Below are 16,540 nucleotides of genomic sequence, written 5' to 3' on the forward strand. Positions count from 1 at the left end.
AGCACAGTTGGCGAACCGACGACAGTAGGGAGCCGGACTTGTCTCGGGGGTCTCAGGCCGCAAGCCGAAATAAAGACATTTTTTACAATCGTTGCGGAAGATCGAGCGGCTTTCTCAAGACCTCGATGAGGGCGCACCCCTTTAAACACCCTGGTGCAAAGATACAGGTTTGGCGGACGTGGCAATTCGTACCGGAATGAGCCGCCTGACCGAGCTCACTTTGGAGGGTATGATGTATTTCGCTGCCGCAGTGCTGGCTGTGCTGTCAGGCTTGTTTTATGCCGCCGGTCACAATGAAATCGGGAGCTTGGGTGTCCAGATGTGCCGATACGGCGGTACGTTTTGCGACAGCCCAATCTACGTTTTGGCCGGCGCCGCGCTTGCCGCTATATGGGGCGCGTTCGTCAGCGTGCGCTGAAGCGGTCGCGCCGAGCGTCGTTCGACTTCCGCGCAACTGAAACTTTAGGGCGGAGCGGTGTTTGCCGGATGGATCGGCTTCGGCCCAGGCGGTTCAGGCTCAATGGCTGGCTTGGGCTCGGTCGGGGACACCCTCGCCCCGACTGCTCGCGCGGCTTCCCCTGTGGTCTTGTAGGTGGCGACTTCGGCGGTTTGGACCTGAGGGCGATTCCACGCGCCATGATCAACGATCAGCATTGCCAGCACGCCGAGAATCGCAACCGCTAGCGCGACCGCAACAGGACGGTTAAGCACTCGCTTCTTGCGATCCTTTTCGTTTGAATCATCTTCCATCATGAGTGCGCCTGACCTGACGATTGCCCTTGCGAAATAAATCGCCGGCAGCGGCAAAGGTTCCTGTGGGCAGACGCTGTTCCGACGGGCTTTATTGGCGGACTTGGAGTTCCACGTGAGCGCCCGCTGTTACCAGACTCGGCGGGTGTGTTTTATCGGTTCATTGACAGCCCGTCATGCATGCGGGGTTCTTAACGTCGGGACGCGGATCGCCGACGAACATGCTTCGGTTCGGCATCTTGATCGCGCTCAGCGTCTTTGCATCGAGCGTGGTTTCTGCCGACAGCAGCCCATTCAAATTGAGAATGTAGGCGGAGACCGCATACACATCGTCATTGCTCAGCGATTGCGGCGCGTTTTGCGGCATAGCGCGGCGGATATAATCAAACAAGGTCGGAGCGTACGGCCAATAGCTGCCGACGGTCCTGACCGGTTTCGGCGTTGCCAGCGTTCCCTGCCCGCCGACCAACTTGTCGCCGAGCCCGCCTTCGCCCTTTGGGCCGTGACAGGACGCACATTGCTGATCGAACACCTGGCGCCCGTGACTGACGCTGCCGCTTCCCGGCGGAAGGTTGTTGCCGTCGCGATCGATATCGATGTTCCAGCCCGCGATCTCAGCCGGCGTCGCGACGCGTCCGATACCGTAAGCACTTTGCGCTTGCGCGGCTGTAGCGCACGCCAGCGCCAGCAACGCGACCGCAGGGATGTAAAGCTCACGCGTTGGCATTGGTCACCTCGCCGTCTTTGGCGATGCGCCAAGGCCAGATGGCGTTGTTGTGGTAAAAATAATTATCGCCGCGCACGGCGAGGAGTTCGGCCAATGTCGGCTGTACGTAGCCGGTTTCATCCGTCGCGCGGCTTTGAATCACCGCAGGCTGGCCGTCCCAATGCCAGGGAAGCCTGAAGCGGGTCAGCGCCCGCGTCAGCACCGGTTCTTGCAGCTGCGCTTCCTGCCAACTCTTGCCGTCATCGACCGAGACATCGACACGCCTGACCTTGCCGTGGCCGCTCCAGGCGATGCCGCTGATCTCATGAAAGCCGGGTTCGTTAAGCCGCTGGCCGCCCGAGGGTCGCGTGATAATGGATTTCGCTTCCATGTAAAACGTAAATTCGCGCGCCGAACCGTTCGGCATCAGGTCGGTATATTTCGAGGTCTCCTCGCGTGAGTAAGTCGGCTCCGCAGTGACGTGCAGACGGCGCAGCCATTTCACGTTCATGTTGCCTTCGAAACCGGGCAGCAACAGCCGCAGCGGATAGCCTTGCTGGGGACGCAATCGCTCGCCGTTCTGGCTGTATGCCAGCATCGCATCATCAAGACATTTTTCGATTGGGATGCTGCGCGTCATCGCCGCCGCATCGGCACCTTCCGCGACGACCCATTTCGCGCCCGGCTGCAATCCTGCTTCCTGCAAAACGAGCTTGAGGCTGACCCCAGTCCATTCGGCACAGCTCAAGAGACCGACGAGATCGGACGCCGTCTTGCCATAGGGCTTTTTATAGGTGGGATTGCCCGAGCATTCGAGGAAATAGACGTGCGATTCCGACGGGAAGCGCCGGATGTCATCCATGGTGAAGATCAGAGGCTTGTCGACGAGACCATGGAGCATCAGCCTGTGCTGTGCCGGATCGATCGTGGGGACTCCGCTGTGATGGCGCTCGTAGAACAGTCCGTTCGGCGTGATGATGCCGTCTAGATCCTGCAACGGCGTTCGTCCGGACGCCGATAGATATTGCTGCAAATCTTTCGGGATATTTTTGATAACGCCCTTCTCAAATGGCGAGGGCGTTCCATAAAGCTGGCTTCCCATCGGATCGCCCGGCGTCTTCATCCATTCGGGAACGTTGGGCGGCAGGTTGTCGGCATTTTCCGTAGCCGCCAGCGCGTCACCACCGGCGAGACCGCCCGCCATGACCGCCCCACCCATCAATGCGCCACCCTCGCGGAGAAAACGCCGGCGCGATGTTACGCTAGGATCATCGTCGACGTCGGTCGGCTCGGTCATCGTACATCCTTCGTTCGATTGCGCCGGCTATAGGATAGCGCCATGAAGCCTCCCAAACATTTCAAAAAGGCGGCATCTCAAAAGTCCCAATTTCACTCGGTCGAGACTATTTCCTTTCTCCCGACAACACCCTTTTCCGGCTCCGTCGCTACTATCATCATACCTTGAAGAGTTTGGTGTAGCGCGCCTTGATCTCTTCGCTTTCGAGAAGCGCGTCACAGTGGATTGGCAAGTTCATGTTTATGGCGCAGCCAGGGCCGAACTCACTGCGTGGTGCGCTGCCAAAACCCACAACTTGACACCTTCGCCTGGCGGGGCGAGTACGAGAAAGCTGGCTAGCGCGCGATGCCCTTTATCTGCTCAGACCAGACCGCTACGTGGCGCTTTCCGACGGCGCCGGCGCATCAAAGTGCACTCGAGCGCTACTTCGGAGATCACGGTATAAAGCTTGCCTTACCAAGCGTCGCGTAATTTTCATATCGCCGTTTTAGACGTCCGGCTCAATCGCATTGGTCGGCGTCGGCCTGTCCGTTATTTGCTGGCCAAAGAGGCTCCCAATCAATTCCACAGCAGTGCGCGCGGTACGGCCCCGCTCATCGAGGAATGGGTTGAGTTCGACAATATCGACTGATCGAACCAGGGCGGAATCGTGCAGCATCTCCATCACCAGATGCGCCTCTCGATAGGTCGCGCCGCCGGGCACCGTAGTGCCGACGCCCGGCGCCAGGCTGGGATCGAGAAAATCAACGTCGAAGCTCACATGCAGCACGCCGTTGCGGGCTTTCACCTTGTCGATGACGCGGCGGATCAGGACGCCTACCCCGAACTCATCGATCTGGCGCATGTCGGCAACACTGATGCGACGGCTCCGCACCAGTTCTTTTTCCAGTTTGTCTATTGAACGCACCCCGAACAGTTCCAGTCGATCCGGCTCGATCGGCGAGCGCGGCTGTTCGCCCAAGAGGCATTCCAGGCCAGGCTCCCCGCACAAGAATGCCGCCGACATTCCGTGCATGTTGCCGGACAGTGTCGTCGATGGCGTGTTGTAATCGGCGTGCGCATCCAGCCATACGATGAAAAGCTCACGGCCGTTTTCGTGCCAATGGCGGGCGATCCCGTTCACCGCACCCATGGAGATGGTGTGATCTCCGCCAAGAAAGATCGGGATGGCACCGGATCGCGCCAGCTCATACGCGTGCGTACTCAATGCCCGGGTCCAGCGCTGGATTTGTCTGTAATGCTTGGCATTGTCGGGCGGGACGTCAGTCAGTTCGGCGACATCGGCGATTGACAGGTCGCCGTGATCTTCCACTGCGAAGCCCAGCGCCTCGAGCAAGGTCAAAAGACCGGCCGTTCTCAGAGCCGCGGGACCCATCACGGTTCCGCGCTGTGGCGCTCCGATATCGGTGGGGGCACCAAGCACCGCAATCCTTTTCGTCAGATCCGATTTGGAGGCGTCGATCACAGCGAAATCCTCTTATGGCGATCAATTTATCTGCGGTGAAGGTCCGGGAAAAAACAGAGCGACGTCTTCGCCTCGCGGGTCAAGCCATCATTCTTCGGTTTCCCGGTATTTTGGGCACCAATGCATCAACGTCGTGGAACGAAATTCTCAGCCCCGCATTTTACATACTGGGCCGCCACCCGCCGTTCACTACGGCGCCTGTCGCGGATAGCCAAAGGTCTTGTGACCCGCTGTTCAGAACGAGCGCTCGCGCGGATAGCCAAAGGTGGCGGCCTTATTTCGTCAGGGTAGCGCTGCGAGGGCATGGAATCGTGAATAGCGAACCACTCCAACCGACATCCCCGCCCGATGTGGCGGCACGGGCCATCGATACCGCAACCGATGTGTCGCGCACGATCACAGAACTGTCCGCGGGGCTGCAAGCGGCGGTCGATCGGCTAAGCCGCGCCATCGCAACCGCGCGGGAGCCCGGAAAGCCGCTCTCGACCATCAGCGCCATTACCCGGGAAGCACCGCTCGCGAGCCTGTTTGTCGCCTTCCTGTTCGGCGTGGCGGTGGCACGCCGGCACTAAGACAGGAGGTTTTCTGACTCCGGCAAACGATCGGCCACGACCCATCCAGGATTTCGGTGCTATCGCCAGAAAGATTTCCTTTTCTTGAGCGTAGTCTGCCATCACTACGGATGTGGCGGGGCCGGCATCGCGGATGACATTGACTGCATACGATACTGCATACGATAAGGCCGCCTCGACGACGAGACGGCCTTACCGACCCTCCTCCATATTCTCCCGCGAGTGACAACTCCCGTCAAACACCATGCGTCGCGCAGAGTTCGATCACTGCGACACGTCCGGCCGCGGTCAGGCCGCCAAGCGTGGTATCGCCAGCTTCCGCACATTCGATAATCTTGCTGGCGATGTGCCGCCGAACCCTGTGTTCCTCAGCCCCCATCGAAAGGCCTTTGCACGCCCGTTCAAGAGCGACTTCCATATTGGCTAACGTCCTAGAACCAAAGCTTTCCGCAATCATGATCGTCTCCTCTATCGGACCGCAGCAGGCCTCCCCAAGCCTTAGGTTTTGGCAGGTCTTCCGCGCTTGGCAAAAAATATTCCCTGCAAGTCGGCGGCGTTGCGCAGAATGCCAGCTCGTTTCATTGCCTCGTTTCGCCCGGCGCCGGGCGGCATTGTGCGCGCCTGCTCCAGCGCTGCTAATGCTTCGGCTTCCAGATCGAGCTTGGGAAGCGGGTCTTTTTTGTCTTGAGACATAGCCCAAGAAATAAGTCAGTTGCGGCTGAGCTGTCTGTTCGGTCCTCGACTCTGGGAACCAAAGGACGGAAAAAATTTGGCGTCTCCGGTGCAACAGTGCAGGCCGGGGCAGAACGCTGAAACGATTCACGCGCTAGTCTCAGCCGATCGCAGCAATAAGGCCCGCCGAACATTTCAGCGGGCCTTATGCTTTCTGTGTTTCTAATGCTGGATCTGTCGATTTACCAACGATCGCCGACGCCCACACCAACGCTCACGCCGGGGGCCTGGAAGCCGACGCCGGGACGCGGACCGTCATCCCAGTCACGATAGGTCCGGCGTTCGATGTATCGCTCGCGCGGTGCATAATTGTAGGAATCCTCGACGATCACGCGGCGGCCGCCACGGGTGCGATAGCATCGTCCGTCCTCGTCACAGACCGTCCGAACTTGCTGCACAAGATCCTGATTCCTGTATTCGCTGCTCGTATAGATGTCGGTCGCACTCGCGCTGCCGACAAACAGCGCGCCGGTGCCCGCTAGCAGCGTGGTTGCAAGCTTTCTCATGGATTCCTCCTCGGTCGACTAAAATCTGCCCTCTAGTTCAAGCCTTGCTGCTCGCTTTCGTTCCCCAGGAATTTGGAGATGAGAGGTGCCTTTTAGGGAACCTACCGGCATCAGCAGATCGACGGCGGCGCTCTACTGGAACAGCCCCTGCCTCGGCCAATTGCGGAGTCACGTCCGTCTAACGTCAACATCCCGGCCAAATCTCAATGAGCGCCAGCGCACCCGCATCAGTAAATCGACTTCAAGGCTGAATGCTGCGCCGGTAAACAATGTGAACTTCTCATTGTCGGTCGGCGCGGTGGTTTCGAGGGACGTGCGTTCCCAACCGCTTCCAAGATGATGTGGTTGAGGCCATGCCACAGTATCGAGGTGTATCTTCTTCGTCGTCCGCGACAACATCGTGATCGTCGAACTGTCGAGCTATCCAATTGTCGACGTGCTGCCGCGCACGGGCCGCTCGACTGCGGCTGCTCCCGCACCGCAATCGAGCACAAGCGCCTCCAGGTCGCAAAAAACCAATCCCTTCTTCGACAGAGGTCATTCGTATGCTCGTTCTTCTCGAACAGAACAGCCTCGGACCGAACAGCGTACCACCACCGCCAGCAGCACTGCGTCCACGCGAGTCCGCATCGGAGATCGCTTGCCCGATTCCGTGGAGATTCGATTCTTCCCTGACGATGTCTATCGGGAGCCCCCGGGCCTGCGCGAGTATCGCTATCTCGAGCGCGACAATAGAACCTATGTAGTCGCGCCGCACGAGCGGACGATCATCGACGAGGTCGATTGGTGACGAGAGGCCGTCGGGGCCGCCTTTCTTCTAGATCACGCCGTCATCACCGAACCGTCGGAGGGGACGCCACGCGATTGAACCCGGACTCTGCTGTCGGGGTTCTGTTATCAGGCTATCTCGGTTGGGCTCTTCGCCAGACGTGGCGGTCCAAATGGGAACCCGCGAAATTTCAAAAATAGAGCCCTTTGTCCGGAACGCGACATAGCCCAAACGGTTAGCCCCAATAGTGTCTTGTTCAGCCATTTTGGTTGCTTACCGAGGTTCGGCCAACGCGGTTGCGCAGCACTCTCCTTCACTGAAGGATGCAGACGATCTGAGGAGACGCTCATGACCGGCATGAGAAGCGATCGCGCTCGCGCGCGCGCCAGGGATTTGTTGGCGACAGTTTATCCAGCCCCCGACGATGCTGAGTTCCGCCGTCTGCGTGAACTTGCAATCGAGTATATTCAGGAAGCCGAACGGCTTGAAGCCGAGAAACGTGGTCGCGTGCTGGAATCCGACGAAATAATCTCCACTGCGCTGGACGCGGTGGCGAGAGATTACTTCACGCGCGCCCTGCTCCAGGCTGTATCGCAGGGAAAGCGTTAGCCGCCTGAGCGCGCGTTAGCAGACGGAGTCTTTAGGCCCTCGCCTGCTGACACCTGGGACACGAGGTAGCCAGCGACAAACGAAAGCTTGTTCACGCTTGAGGCAGGTCAAAGCGAAATTTGTTCTGTAACGCAAGAACTCAGGGGGGAACGTAGACGCGCCTTAGACAGTAGGGCTAACGGCGGTGAGCGGTTTGGCCTTATAGGTCGCGAAATGTGGGTTGTGCAGGGCACGAAAACTGGATCTACTGGGGGGCATTTCGCTACTCGCCTCCCAGGCGCAATTTATGGAACAGCGATTTCCATTCAATCAGGCCGCGAGCGTCTCCAAAGCCGCGCGTCCCAACTATCCCGAAACTCTGATCGACGATGTCGTCTCATATGCCGGCCTGAAGCCGAATGACGCGATTCTCGAAGTCGGCTGCGGTACCGGTCAAGCAACGAAAAGCTTCGCGGCGCGTGGCTATTCGATCCTCGCAATCGACCCCGGATCGGAGATGGTTCGCGCCGCACGCAAAAGCCTTGCGAAGTTTGCCAACGTCAAGTTGATCGAGACCACGTTCGAGGGATGGCCCCCGGAGCGAGGGGCGTTCCGGCTGGTCATTGCTGCACAGTCCTGGCACTGGGTTGCCCCGGAAATGCGGTTTGCGAAAGCCGCCGAGGTGCTTTGGCCTGATGGCTCACTGGCTGTGTTCGGACATGTTCCGGTAGGACTACCCGCGCCCTTACTTGAACAATTCAAGCAAATATACCTGCGTCACACAAGTCACTGGGGTCCCCCGCCCGAAGCCGGATACCTGCCCAACGGTCCGTTCAAGGGGTGGTTTGACGCATCGGGGCTATTTGGACCCGTGGAGCACGAGAGCTATCCGTGGAAATGGCATCACACGGCATCGAGCTATGTGAAGCTTTTGCGCACACGGTCGTATCACCGGATGCTTGCGCCAGCGAAACTCGAAGAACTGCTTGAGGAGATTACCAAAGCAATCGACAGCCACGGCGGCGCGTTTGACGCGGACTACGAAACCCACCTCTATATGGCCCGTCGACTCGATCGCGATCGCGTGCTCCGCACACTCAACTAGACTTCTCACTAGATTTCCCTCCTTTGCCGCGGAGCAACTGCGGCTCATTTCGACCTTCCCCATTTCGGGGCGCAAACACAACGAATCCAGAGCAGGCGCACGAGCCGTGCCCCCGCGGGCTACCCAGATGGATCAAGACGAAAACGCGGAAGCCCTCAAAGCGATCGCGGCTGAAGCATTTGCTTCGCTTGTCGGCACCAAGCAGATTCCGCCGTTCTCCTCGCGTCCTCGGGGGTTGAGCGTTGATGATGCCTATCGCGTGACGCCGCTAGTCCGGCAAATGTACGAGGCCGGCGGCGCCAAAGTGCTCGGACGCAAGATCGGCTTCACCAACCGCACGATTTGGGAGCAATATGGCGTCTACGCGCCGATCTGGGGCTACGTTTTCGACCGTACCGTGCACGATCTTGTCACCGTCGAGGCACTGCCGCTCAAGCCCTTTTCCCAACCGCGCATTGAGCCTGAGATCGTGTTTGGCCTGGAGGCTGCGCCTTCCGCGCAGATGGACGAAACGGCCTTGATGTCGTGCATTGCGTGGGTCGCGCTTGGCTTCGAAATCGTGCAGTCGATCTATCCGGAGTGGAAATTCTCCGCAGCCGATACCATCGCCGCCAACGGGGTGCACGGAGCGCTCTTGATCGGGCCGCGTCATCCGTTCGGGCCGCGCGCGGCGGAATGGCAGCGGACGCTATCCGCTTTCGAGATTGACCTGAAATGTGGCGGCCGGCTGGTCGACCGCGGACGAGCCGCGAACGTGCTGGGCGGGCCGCTCTCGGCGCTGCGTCATCTCGTCGGTTTGCTGGCGACCGACCCGATCAACCCGCCGCTCGCGGCCGGCGAGATCGTCAGCACCGGCACGTTGACGAAAGCGATGCCGGTCGCTTCCGGCGAGGTATGGACCGCCGCGCCAAGTGGAATAGCGCTTGACGCGATCCGGCTCCGATTTAGTTGAAACTCGCGGCCGACATGCAAATCCCTGCCGGTGATAGCCGACAGGGACCAGCAGAAAGGATGACAGACGGCGAGTTGTAGCACCCGGCGCGTCAATGGACCTGCGCTCAATTCAAATCCACGGTGCAAATCCATGCAAGACCATTTTGTGGCAGGGAATTATTCATCCCGCTTATCCACCATCAGAAACGCGCGCGTCAAAATTTGTCTTTGTCCTTTGGCGCGGACATCACCCCGCCGGTGATCCGCTGCATATGTTCGCCTGCATTCGTAAACTGACTCCTCAAAAACTCCGATTGAATTTGCATGGCTTGTTGAAGGTCGGTGGCATGAACCAGTCTTCGCGCATGCTCGAACGCAGCCTTCATATTCTGCTCGGTGAACGATAGGGCCTGCTTGGAAATCTCCGCGCCCGGACTGGGAACGGAGGTCATCGATTTGCTGGCAGCATCAAAAAACATCCCGAATGCTTTTTCTGCCTGATCGATGGTTTTTTCGGCCAAATCGCGCAATTCGGCCGGGACTTCCAGTTTCGGTTCAATCATGGTCGCCATCCTCCCCTTTTGGATTGAGGATTACCACATTTCAGGAATGGCGTCTTTGCAGTGTTTGCCTCGAGGCCCACTATCCTTTCGAAGCCATTACAATAGAGGCTCGATGCGGAAGAAGGATTAAAGCTGTTTCGCCGGGCCGTCGAGCTGACCGGATCCGGCAAAGGGTAAAAACGGTATGGCGTCCAGGAAATCTGGTTTAGAAGTGATATCTTCGGGCCCAGTTCTTTGGACGCAGAAATATCCAGGCACCCTCGATTTTCAATGCGGTATTCGCCGCAAACAGGACAGGCGCGTCTAACGCCACCTCCCAATGCTTTTCAAGCGCCTCTGAGCGGCTTCGCAATTGAGCGCACGGCTCTCACAATTAGCCGATGGCGCGATGGTGGTCTGTCGTAACTAGACTTGACCTCGGCTCGCCCAACAAGATTGTACCGAGCAAGTTTTGCATTTCCAGGCGCGCGGTGACATGCGACATGGTTGGCCGCGTACCAAGCGTGATGTCATCGATGTCATCGACGGCCGTCAATCCACGCGGATAAAGCTCTCGAAAAATCACCCGCTCGGCCAATCCTTCGACACAGCGAAAATCAAGCCATCGGGAGAGCTCTTGCAGCCCGCCGCCCACGAGACGCTTGTTGCGCGAACTAATCGTCGAAAGTCGATTGCGCAAAACAATCCAATCAATAGATAATTTATCGAGTTGGCGCTGGCGGCGCGCCACCTGCACCATCTGGGAATAATGGCTGGTCCCGGTCATCTCGAAGGTCTTCGGATCGACAGTACCGAGCACATCCAGATCGACAAAACTGTCATTCAGCGGTGTAATCAAGGTATCAGCCAATGAATGCGCCAACCGCATCAAGTAGCTGTCGTGACCAGGGGTATCAATTACAATGACCCCGTATGTGCGCGCCAGGGTGTCCACGGTATCAGTCAGAGCCTTGCATCCGACCGCCTCGTCTTCGGCAGTGGGATACTGAACTTTGCCGAAACAAAAATGATCGGGAATTTCGAGTTCGCGAGCAGCCTGCTTGGCCCAGGCGCGTCGGTTCTCGATAAAATGGGTGAAGCTCTTTTGCCTCGCATCGAGATCGATGGTGGCGACACGTTGGCCTGACTTGATCAACGCAATCGCAATATGCATTGCGACAGTGGATTTGCCCGATCCACCTTTTTCATTCGCTACGACGATAACGCGGGTGGACGACATGAACCCTCGCGGCTGGTTCGGCCGACTATTCCAAACTCGAATTGATCTGACTATCAGCCCTGATTCTTGATTTTCCCGCAACTTGTTCAATCCGCACACAAAGTCGCTGCATATGGCGGAATCGCTGAGCATTTGTGATGACCCCCCTGTCGCAGCCCGAACTCGGTTTCGAGCTACGCGGCTGAGCACCTGGCCAAAGCGTGATGTCTTTCTGAATTTCAAGGGCAGATACGTCGAGTTGCAGCGCGATCCCGCGGGCGGCCGCTACTTTGATCCTGCGAATGGTCCGCCTAAACTGACCGGGCCGAACCCGAGTAGGTTGAAAGTATGCCAAGGAACAACTGGCTTGGCAACGCAAACATCCATCAAGGTCAAGCTGCCGCATCCGACGGCGGTTTCGAAACGATCCTCGCGTAAATCCCGTGGTTTCGATTGTTGTCGTCGACGAGTCCGGCAGGGAAGGTTCACCGCCGGTCCGTGCACTCGGACGCAAACTCGGCCTCAGTTTCAACGAGACCGACTAGCGTCACGTCTCTAACAATCGTTGGAATGCGCGATTTCACTTATCGCCGGACGGTATCCGTTCGATTGACTTGCTGAGCGCGAGCCTTATCTCGCGGCTGCTCCTGCCCCTGCTCATCGCGCACGATGCCCTGATCCGGAGCATGGCCGCGACCTGACTCAGGCCTTGTCTCTGGTCTTGTTCCACGCCTTGGTTCAGGCTTCGGCATGCCTTTCTGACCCCCATGCTTGCCACCTTGATCTTGCACACCTTCCAGATCGTTTTCTTTTGGCATCGCGATCGACCTTGGTTCGTAGCGAACGGCTACACGTTCGCACCGTTCTTCGACGGCGTGTTTCGTTTCACGCCGAGTTAATGCCATTCGATACCACCCGGTTCCATCGGTGAACGACGAAGAGTCCCGCCCGGCAAAGAGGGCCTTGCTCTTCGCAATGACGGCGGCAGAGTCCGATCATTGCTGCTTTTCCCAGAATGACAGCAGGCCCTGCGATGCGGAACCGCCGATCACGCAGGGAATGCCGAGAGCGACCTGTCCGAGTGCGGCCGCCGAGACGCAGCCGAGTGCAACGGCGCCGACGCCGACCTGGCCCCAGAAGTCGAGATTGCGCCGGCTATCCGAACCCTTGGCCTTGAACTCTTCCACGGCGGCGAGCGCATCCTTGCGCACCGCACCGAGTTGCACGGTGTCAGCGGCCTGGATCACCTCGGCGAGCGGGGTTTTGATCGCCGCGGGCTGCCCCGCAAGCTCACTGCGAAGAAACTCGCGCAGTCCTGCGTCGCGCACCGCGTAGCTCGCCAACGTGTAGCGGGCCATGCTGCCGACCGTCAGCTTGTCGACGGTCTCGCGGCTTTTGCTCCAGGGCAGCATCTGCATGATACGCACGATCGGAAGGTGCGAGCCGGTGGCAAAATAATATCCCCACAACGTATCCAGCAGATCCTGACTGCCGGCGAAAGTGAGCGCCGTATTCAGCTTCCTATCCTCCTTGGCAAAAGGATTACGCGTGAACACGCCGCGCAGCTTGTCGAACATGCCGGGCTTTGCCTCTTCCAGCGGAATGGCCGTCAAAGTTGGCAGCGTGCCCGCGAGATAGCTGTCGATCATCACCTGCCGTCCCGGCATCTTCGGGGCGATCCGGCGCAGCAAATTCCGCCAGTCCGGCAAGCCGGAATAGGCGATGGCGCGGACGATCACCCATTCGTCCTCCGGTGGCACCGGAAAAAAGCTGTTGACGAGCTGTTCGGCCTTTGCCGGGTTCGACCCGATCGCGCCGGCAATGAAGCCGAGATAGATGCCGGAGTTTTCCGGCTCCTTAAAGCTTTGCGCGTGAAACAGCACGCGCACGGCAGCGGGGACATGAGCGTAGTCGGGCTTGGCCCGATAGTTGTAGATCCACTGCTGCACCACGTTGAGTGAAGCGCGCGGATCGATCTCAGGCGTGACGGCGGCAGCCGCCGGCTGGCCCAGCAAAAACAGACTGGCGAGGAATGTTACGTAACGCATGTGATGCTCCTAGCAACCGCGGGCGCATGCGAGGCATCGCCTACGCGAACGCTTTGCGGTTCTTTGGCTAGCGGGAATTTGGAGCGGCTATACGACAATTTCTGGAACGGGCGGTTCGGCGCAGCGTCGAAATTATGGCGACCGTTAATGTTTAAGCCCGCAACTAACCTTACGTCAGACATTCTTTCGCCCCGCGCAGGCAATTCGATCGCTGCGCTCAATGGGAGACAGGCGGAGCGCGATGAGACAATGCAGGGCGTCGAGCGGGCGACGCCACCGGTCGAGGGCCGCGGGTGCGCTGCTCATCACCGCGCTCAGCTTTTTGTCGACGCAGGCGCTTGCGACAGAGGCCATGCCAGCGCGCGATGCTATCGACGTGCAGGGCAATCGCCGCATCGACGCCGACACGGTCCGTTCGTATTTCCCCGCCACCCCCGACGGCCGTTACGATGAAGCCACGCGGGACGCGGCGCTCAAGGCGCTGTTGGCAACAGGCCTGTTCGACAAGGTTACGATCGATCGCGCCGGCGAACGGCTGGTGGTGCATCTCGCGGAGGCCCCCGTGCTGGACCGTGTCGCGTTCGAAGGCAACAAGAAGATACAGGACAAGGATCTTACTGCGGTCATCGAATCCAAACCGCGCGGCACGCTGCAGCGCGCCGTGGTGCAGGCCGATGTCGGCCGCATCATGGAAGCCTACCGGCATGCCGGACGCGACGATGTTAGTGTCGTGCCGCAGATCATCGGTCGCGGCAATGATCGTGTCGACCTCGTCTATGTGGTGACGGAGGGCGCGAAGACGACGGTGCGGCAGATCAACTTTGTCGGCAACAGCGTGTTCGGCAAGCGGCAGCTTGCCGCTGTGATCAAGACCTCCGCAACCAATGTGCTGAGTTTTCTGACCCGCGGCGATGTCTACGATCCCGACCGTGTCGCGGAGGATCGCGAGCAGCTTCGACTGTACTACCGCAGCAAGGGCTATGCCGACGCCAGCATGCTTTCGGCGAACGCCGAATACGATCCTGCCACACACGGATTCACGCTGACGTTTACGATCGACGAAGGCCCGCTCTATCATTTCGGCGAAATCAACATCGTCTGTAATGTACCGGGACTGGATTCCGAAAAACTCCGTCCTCTGCTTGTGGCGCGGCCCGGCGCGGTGTTTGACGGCAACGCGCTGGACAAGACCACCGAAGTTCTCACGATCGAGCTGGCAAAGCTCGGTTTTCCCTTTGCACAGGCCGTCCCCCGCACCACGCGCGATGCCGCCGCGCACCGTATCGATGTTTCGTTCGTGATCGATCAGGGGCCGCGGACCTATGTCGAGCGCATCGAAATCCACGGCAATACCCGCACCCGTGGCTATGTGATCCGGCGTGAATTCGACATCGCCGAGGGCGATGCCTACAACAAGAGCCTGATCGACCGCGCCGAACGGCGGCTCAAGAACCTGAACTATTTCAAGGTCGTCAAGATTACGAGCAAGCCGGGTTCAGTGGCGGATCGCGTCGTGCTCGATGTCGAGGTTGTCGAACAGTCGACCGGCGAGTTCAACATCGCCGGCGGTTACTCAACGACCGATGGCCTTCTCGTCGAGGTCAAGCTGGGCGACAGCAATTTCCTCGGCACCGGCAATGCTCTCAAGTCCTCCGTGACCTATGGCCAGTACGCCCGCGGGGTCGATCTTTCAGCTTCCGAGCCGTACTTCCTCGGCACCCGCGTTTCGGCGGGCATCGAGCTTTACGGCAAGCAGAACGATTCGAGCCCCTATCAGTCCTACGGCAGCGACGTCTATGGCGCGACCATGCAGTTCGCCACGCCGCTGACCGAGCAGCTTGGCGTGCAGTACCGCTACTCGATCTATAACCAGAATGTTACGCTCGATCCGGCGTCATTGGCCGCGGCGCCGTCGCTGCCGATCCAGCAGGCCGCACTCGCCGGCCCGCAATGGGTCTCCTCCGTCGGCGACACCATCACTTATAGTACGCTCGACAATAGCAAAAGCCCGACCGACGGAATCAAATCGCAACTCACGCAGGATCTGGCAGGCCTCGGCGGCGACGTAAAATTCCTGCGCACCACCGAGGACCTGCGCTACTACCACGCGATCAACGATGACGTGGTCAGCTTGGCGCGCGCGCAAGGCGGTTATATCACCGGCTGGGGCGGCCAGCAGGTGCCGCTGATCAACAGCTTCTTCGGCGGCCCGACGATGGTGCGGGGCTTTGCGCCGAACGGGTTCGGCCCGCGCGATCTCACCCCCGGCACGAACATGGATAATGTCGGCGGCAGCATGTACTGGGCAAGCACCCTTGAATTACAGAGTGCGATCCCCGGCGTACCAAAGGAGTACGGGCTGAAGGCGGCCGCGTTCGTCGATGCCGGCAGCGTCTTTAGCTACGGCGGGCCGACGACATTTCCAGGCTCCACGCAATCGCTGCAAATCGCCAATTCCAACATCGTGCGCTCGTCGGTCGGCGTGGGCCTAATCTGGGACTCGCCGTTCGGCGCACTTGGCATCAACTACGCGGCGCCGCTAAGCAAAGCGGCCTACGATGTGGTGCAGCCGTTTAGCTTTACCACCGGCGGATTTTGAGGGGAACCCGCAGCGAGCTGGCGGGCGACACGCCAGGGCCCCTGCTCTGGAAAGCGGCACATACCCACTACCGTCGCTCCGTCGCGAATCCATAAATCAGAGCCAGCCGGTCGAGACACTCCCGTAATCGCCGCGCGAAATAATCGATCCAGCGCTGCCCGCGCAATCCGCGCCGCTGCCCGATCTGCTCCATGGTCATGCCCAGAATCAAAACCTCATGCACCAGCGCCGCGCCGTCGGCGCCGAGTTCGCGTTCGGCGCGGTTCAGCCGTAGCACCGCCTTGCGCTGTCCTTCGGTAACCGGCTCCCGCATCCGCACACCATCGACGTATTCCCGCGAGGGATCGACGGCCTGCGGACCGCGTTCGGCTTTCTCCCAATCTTCCTGAAACGCCCGTCCGCCCTGGTATTGCGCCTCATCGATTTGACGATGCGTGTGCAGCCGCGCCAAGGGATCGTTGCGGATCGAGCGCAGCGTAACGATCTTTTCTCCCGGCTCGAGCGCGAGCGGGTCATCCACTTCAATGGCCGCCACCTCCGCATTGCGCGGCAAATCCCGCGATTTGCGATCGTGCACTTTTGTTAGGTTGTGCGGCTTGTTGCGTTTTGCCCGTGCCATGTTGGATTGCTCCGTTGCAAAAAGTGACGTTTTAATTCGCTGGTTATGGCGTTCGCCCGTTACATCGTCTTGCTGGCGGCATAGGCCGCA

General features: G+C 59.3%; 18 protein-coding genes. 7 read left to right on the plus strand and 11 right to left on the minus strand.

The annotated features are described in order from the left end of the window. The first annotated feature begins 178 nt into the window (after positions 1-178). Positions 179-418: a hypothetical protein gene (locus N554_RS0105690; RefSeq protein WP_371259457.1), complete on the plus strand. Its 240-nt coding sequence runs from the start codon at positions 179-181 to the stop codon at positions 416-418. Positions 419-462: 44 nt separating this feature from the next. Here N554_RS0105690 and N554_RS0105695 read toward each other — a convergent pair whose 3' ends face one another. From N554_RS0105695 to rocF, 4 genes are all read right to left on the minus strand, one after another. Continuing rightward, complete coding sequence (locus N554_RS0105695) at positions 463-750, minus strand: hypothetical protein (RefSeq protein ID WP_051677354.1); 288 nt, start codon at positions 748-750, stop codon at positions 463-465. A 160-nt stretch (positions 751-910) separates the two neighbouring features. Further along, positions 911-1,477 carry a c-type cytochrome gene (locus N554_RS0105700; protein WP_029582606.1) on the minus strand — a complete coding sequence of 189 codons (567 nt, stop codon included), beginning with the start codon at positions 1,475-1,477 and terminating at the stop codon, positions 911-913. Continuing rightward, positions 1,464-2,753: a sulfite dehydrogenase gene (gene soxC, locus N554_RS0105705; RefSeq protein WP_029582607.1), complete on the minus strand. Its 1,290-nt coding sequence runs from the start codon at positions 2,751-2,753 to the stop codon at positions 1,464-1,466. Before soxC ends, N554_RS0105700 begins: the two co-directional genes overlap by 14 nt. A 487-nt stretch (positions 2,754-3,240) precedes the next feature. Further along, complete coding sequence (gene rocF / locus N554_RS0105715; RefSeq protein ID WP_371259463.1) at positions 3,241-4,215, minus strand: arginase; 975 nt, start codon at positions 4,213-4,215, stop codon at positions 3,241-3,243. Between the two features lie 314 nt (positions 4,216-4,529). Between rocF and N554_RS0105720 the strand changes: the two genes are divergently transcribed. Next, on the plus strand, positions 4,530-4,790 hold the full coding sequence (locus tag N554_RS0105720; RefSeq protein WP_029582609.1) for a hypothetical protein: 261 nt from the start codon (positions 4,530-4,532) through the stop codon (positions 4,788-4,790). Positions 4,791-5,025: 235 nt separating this feature from the next. On the opposite strand, the gene N554_RS0105725 is transcribed toward N554_RS0105720, so the two are convergent. The 3 genes from N554_RS0105725 to N554_RS0105735 form a co-directional block, all read right to left on the minus strand. Continuing rightward, complete coding sequence (locus N554_RS0105725) at positions 5,026-5,247, minus strand: hypothetical protein (RefSeq protein ID WP_029582610.1); 222 nt, start codon at positions 5,245-5,247, stop codon at positions 5,026-5,028. A 41-nt stretch (positions 5,248-5,288) separates the two neighbouring features. After that, complete coding sequence (locus N554_RS0105730; protein ID WP_029582611.1) at positions 5,289-5,483, minus strand: hypothetical protein; 195 nt, start codon at positions 5,481-5,483, stop codon at positions 5,289-5,291. Between the two features lie 221 nt (positions 5,484-5,704). Next, positions 5,705-6,028, minus strand: a complete 324-nt coding sequence (locus N554_RS0105735) for a hypothetical protein (RefSeq protein ID WP_029582612.1) — start codon at positions 6,026-6,028, stop codon at positions 5,705-5,707. A gap of 400 nt (positions 6,029-6,428) precedes the next feature. Here N554_RS0105735 and N554_RS37185 point away from each other — a divergent pair, with 400 nt between their 5' ends. The 4 genes from N554_RS37185 (at position 6,429) to N554_RS0105755 (ending at position 9,442) form a co-directional block, all read left to right on the plus strand. Then, positions 6,429-6,818, plus strand: coding sequence for a DUF1236 domain-containing protein (locus N554_RS37185; protein WP_051677335.1), 390 nt, complete (start codon positions 6,429-6,431; stop codon positions 6,816-6,818). A 327-nt stretch (positions 6,819-7,145) separates the two neighbouring features. Further along, positions 7,146-7,406, plus strand: coding sequence for a hypothetical protein (locus N554_RS0105745; protein ID WP_029582613.1), 261 nt, complete (start codon positions 7,146-7,148; stop codon positions 7,404-7,406). 286 nt (positions 7,407-7,692) lie between these two features. Continuing rightward, a complete protein-coding gene (locus N554_RS0105750; protein WP_029582614.1) occupies positions 7,693-8,490 on the plus strand; it encodes a class I SAM-dependent methyltransferase in 798 nt (265 codons plus the stop codon). Between the two features lie 127 nt (positions 8,491-8,617). Next, complete coding sequence (locus N554_RS0105755; protein WP_029582615.1) at positions 8,618-9,442, plus strand: 2-keto-4-pentenoate hydratase; 825 nt, start codon at positions 8,618-8,620, stop codon at positions 9,440-9,442. A 196-nt stretch (positions 9,443-9,638) separates the two neighbouring features. On the opposite strand, the gene N554_RS0105760 is transcribed toward N554_RS0105755, so the two are convergent. The 3 genes from N554_RS0105760 to N554_RS0105780 form a co-directional block, all read right to left on the minus strand. Then, positions 9,639-9,986 carry a phasin gene (locus tag N554_RS0105760; RefSeq protein WP_029582616.1) on the minus strand — a complete coding sequence of 116 codons (348 nt, stop codon included), beginning with the start codon at positions 9,984-9,986 and terminating at the stop codon, positions 9,639-9,641. A 373-nt stretch (positions 9,987-10,359) separates the two neighbouring features. Further along, on the minus strand, positions 10,360-11,205 hold the full coding sequence (locus N554_RS0105765) for a division plane positioning ATPase MipZ (protein ID WP_051677336.1): 846 nt from the start codon (positions 11,203-11,205) through the stop codon (positions 10,360-10,362). Between the two features lie 974 nt (positions 11,206-12,179). Next, positions 12,180-13,232: a hypothetical protein gene (locus N554_RS0105780; protein WP_029582619.1), complete on the minus strand. Its 1,053-nt coding sequence runs from the start codon at positions 13,230-13,232 to the stop codon at positions 12,180-12,182. 352 nt (positions 13,233-13,584) lie between these two features. On the opposite strand from N554_RS0105780, the gene bamA reads away from it, so the two are divergent. Next, the gene (bamA, locus tag N554_RS0105785) at positions 13,585-15,831 is read left to right on the plus strand and encodes an outer membrane protein assembly factor BamA (protein ID WP_245283530.1); all 2,247 of its coding nucleotides are present in this window, start codon (positions 13,585-13,587) and stop codon (positions 15,829-15,831) included. A 67-nt stretch (positions 15,832-15,898) separates the two neighbouring features. Here the strand turns inward: bamA and N554_RS0105790 are convergent, their stop codons facing one another. Then, complete coding sequence (locus tag N554_RS0105790) at positions 15,899-16,450, minus strand: DUF6456 domain-containing protein (RefSeq protein WP_029582621.1); 552 nt, start codon at positions 16,448-16,450, stop codon at positions 15,899-15,901. Positions 16,451-16,540: the final 90 nt, after the last annotated feature.

Origin of the sequence: Bradyrhizobium sp. URHD0069 (assembly GCF_000701345.1) — a bacterium.
Taxonomy (GTDB): Bacteria; Pseudomonadota; Alphaproteobacteria; order Rhizobiales; family Xanthobacteraceae; genus Bradyrhizobium.

Bases quoted from the DNA above. Each gene is read 5' to 3' on its own strand.
- N554_RS0105695 (WP_051677354.1), bottom strand. From the start codon at position 750: ATGGAAGATGATTCAAACGAAAAGGATCGCAAGAAGCGAGTGCTTAAC.
- N554_RS0105700 (WP_029582606.1), bottom strand. From the start codon at position 1,477: ATGCCAACGCGTGAGCTTTACATCCCTGCGGTCGCGTTGCTGGCGCTG.
- soxC (WP_029582607.1), bottom strand. From the start codon at position 2,753: ATGACCGAGCCGACCGACGTCGACGATGATCCTAGCGTAACATCGCGC.
- N554_RS0105725 (WP_029582610.1), bottom strand. From the start codon at position 5,247: ATGATTGCGGAAAGCTTTGGTTCTAGGACGTTAGCCAATATGGAAGTC.
- N554_RS0105730 (WP_029582611.1), bottom strand. From the start codon at position 5,483: ATGTCTCAAGACAAAAAAGACCCGCTTCCCAAGCTCGATCTGGAAGCC.
- N554_RS0105735 (WP_029582612.1), bottom strand. From the start codon at position 6,028: ATGAGAAAGCTTGCAACCACGCTGCTAGCGGGCACCGGCGCGCTGTTT.
- N554_RS0105745 (WP_029582613.1), top strand. From the start codon at position 7,146: ATGACCGGCATGAGAAGCGATCGCGCTCGCGCGCGCGCCAGGGATTTG.
- N554_RS0105750 (WP_029582614.1), top strand. From the start codon at position 7,693: ATGGAACAGCGATTTCCATTCAATCAGGCCGCGAGCGTCTCCAAAGCC.
- N554_RS0105755 (WP_029582615.1), top strand. From the start codon at position 8,618: ATGGATCAAGACGAAAACGCGGAAGCCCTCAAAGCGATCGCGGCTGAA.
- N554_RS0105760 (WP_029582616.1), bottom strand. From the start codon at position 9,986: ATGATTGAACCGAAACTGGAAGTCCCGGCCGAATTGCGCGATTTGGCC.
- N554_RS0105765 (WP_051677336.1), bottom strand. From the start codon at position 11,205: ATGTCGTCCACCCGCGTTATCGTCGTAGCGAATGAAAAAGGTGGATCG.
- N554_RS0105780 (WP_029582619.1), bottom strand. From the start codon at position 13,232: ATGCGTTACGTAACATTCCTCGCCAGTCTGTTTTTGCTGGGCCAGCCG.
- bamA (WP_245283530.1), top strand. From the start codon at position 13,585: ATGCCAGCGCGCGATGCTATCGACGTGCAGGGCAATCGCCGCATCGAC.
- N554_RS0105790 (WP_029582621.1), bottom strand. From the start codon at position 16,450: ATGGCACGGGCAAAACGCAACAAGCCGCACAACCTAACAAAAGTGCAC.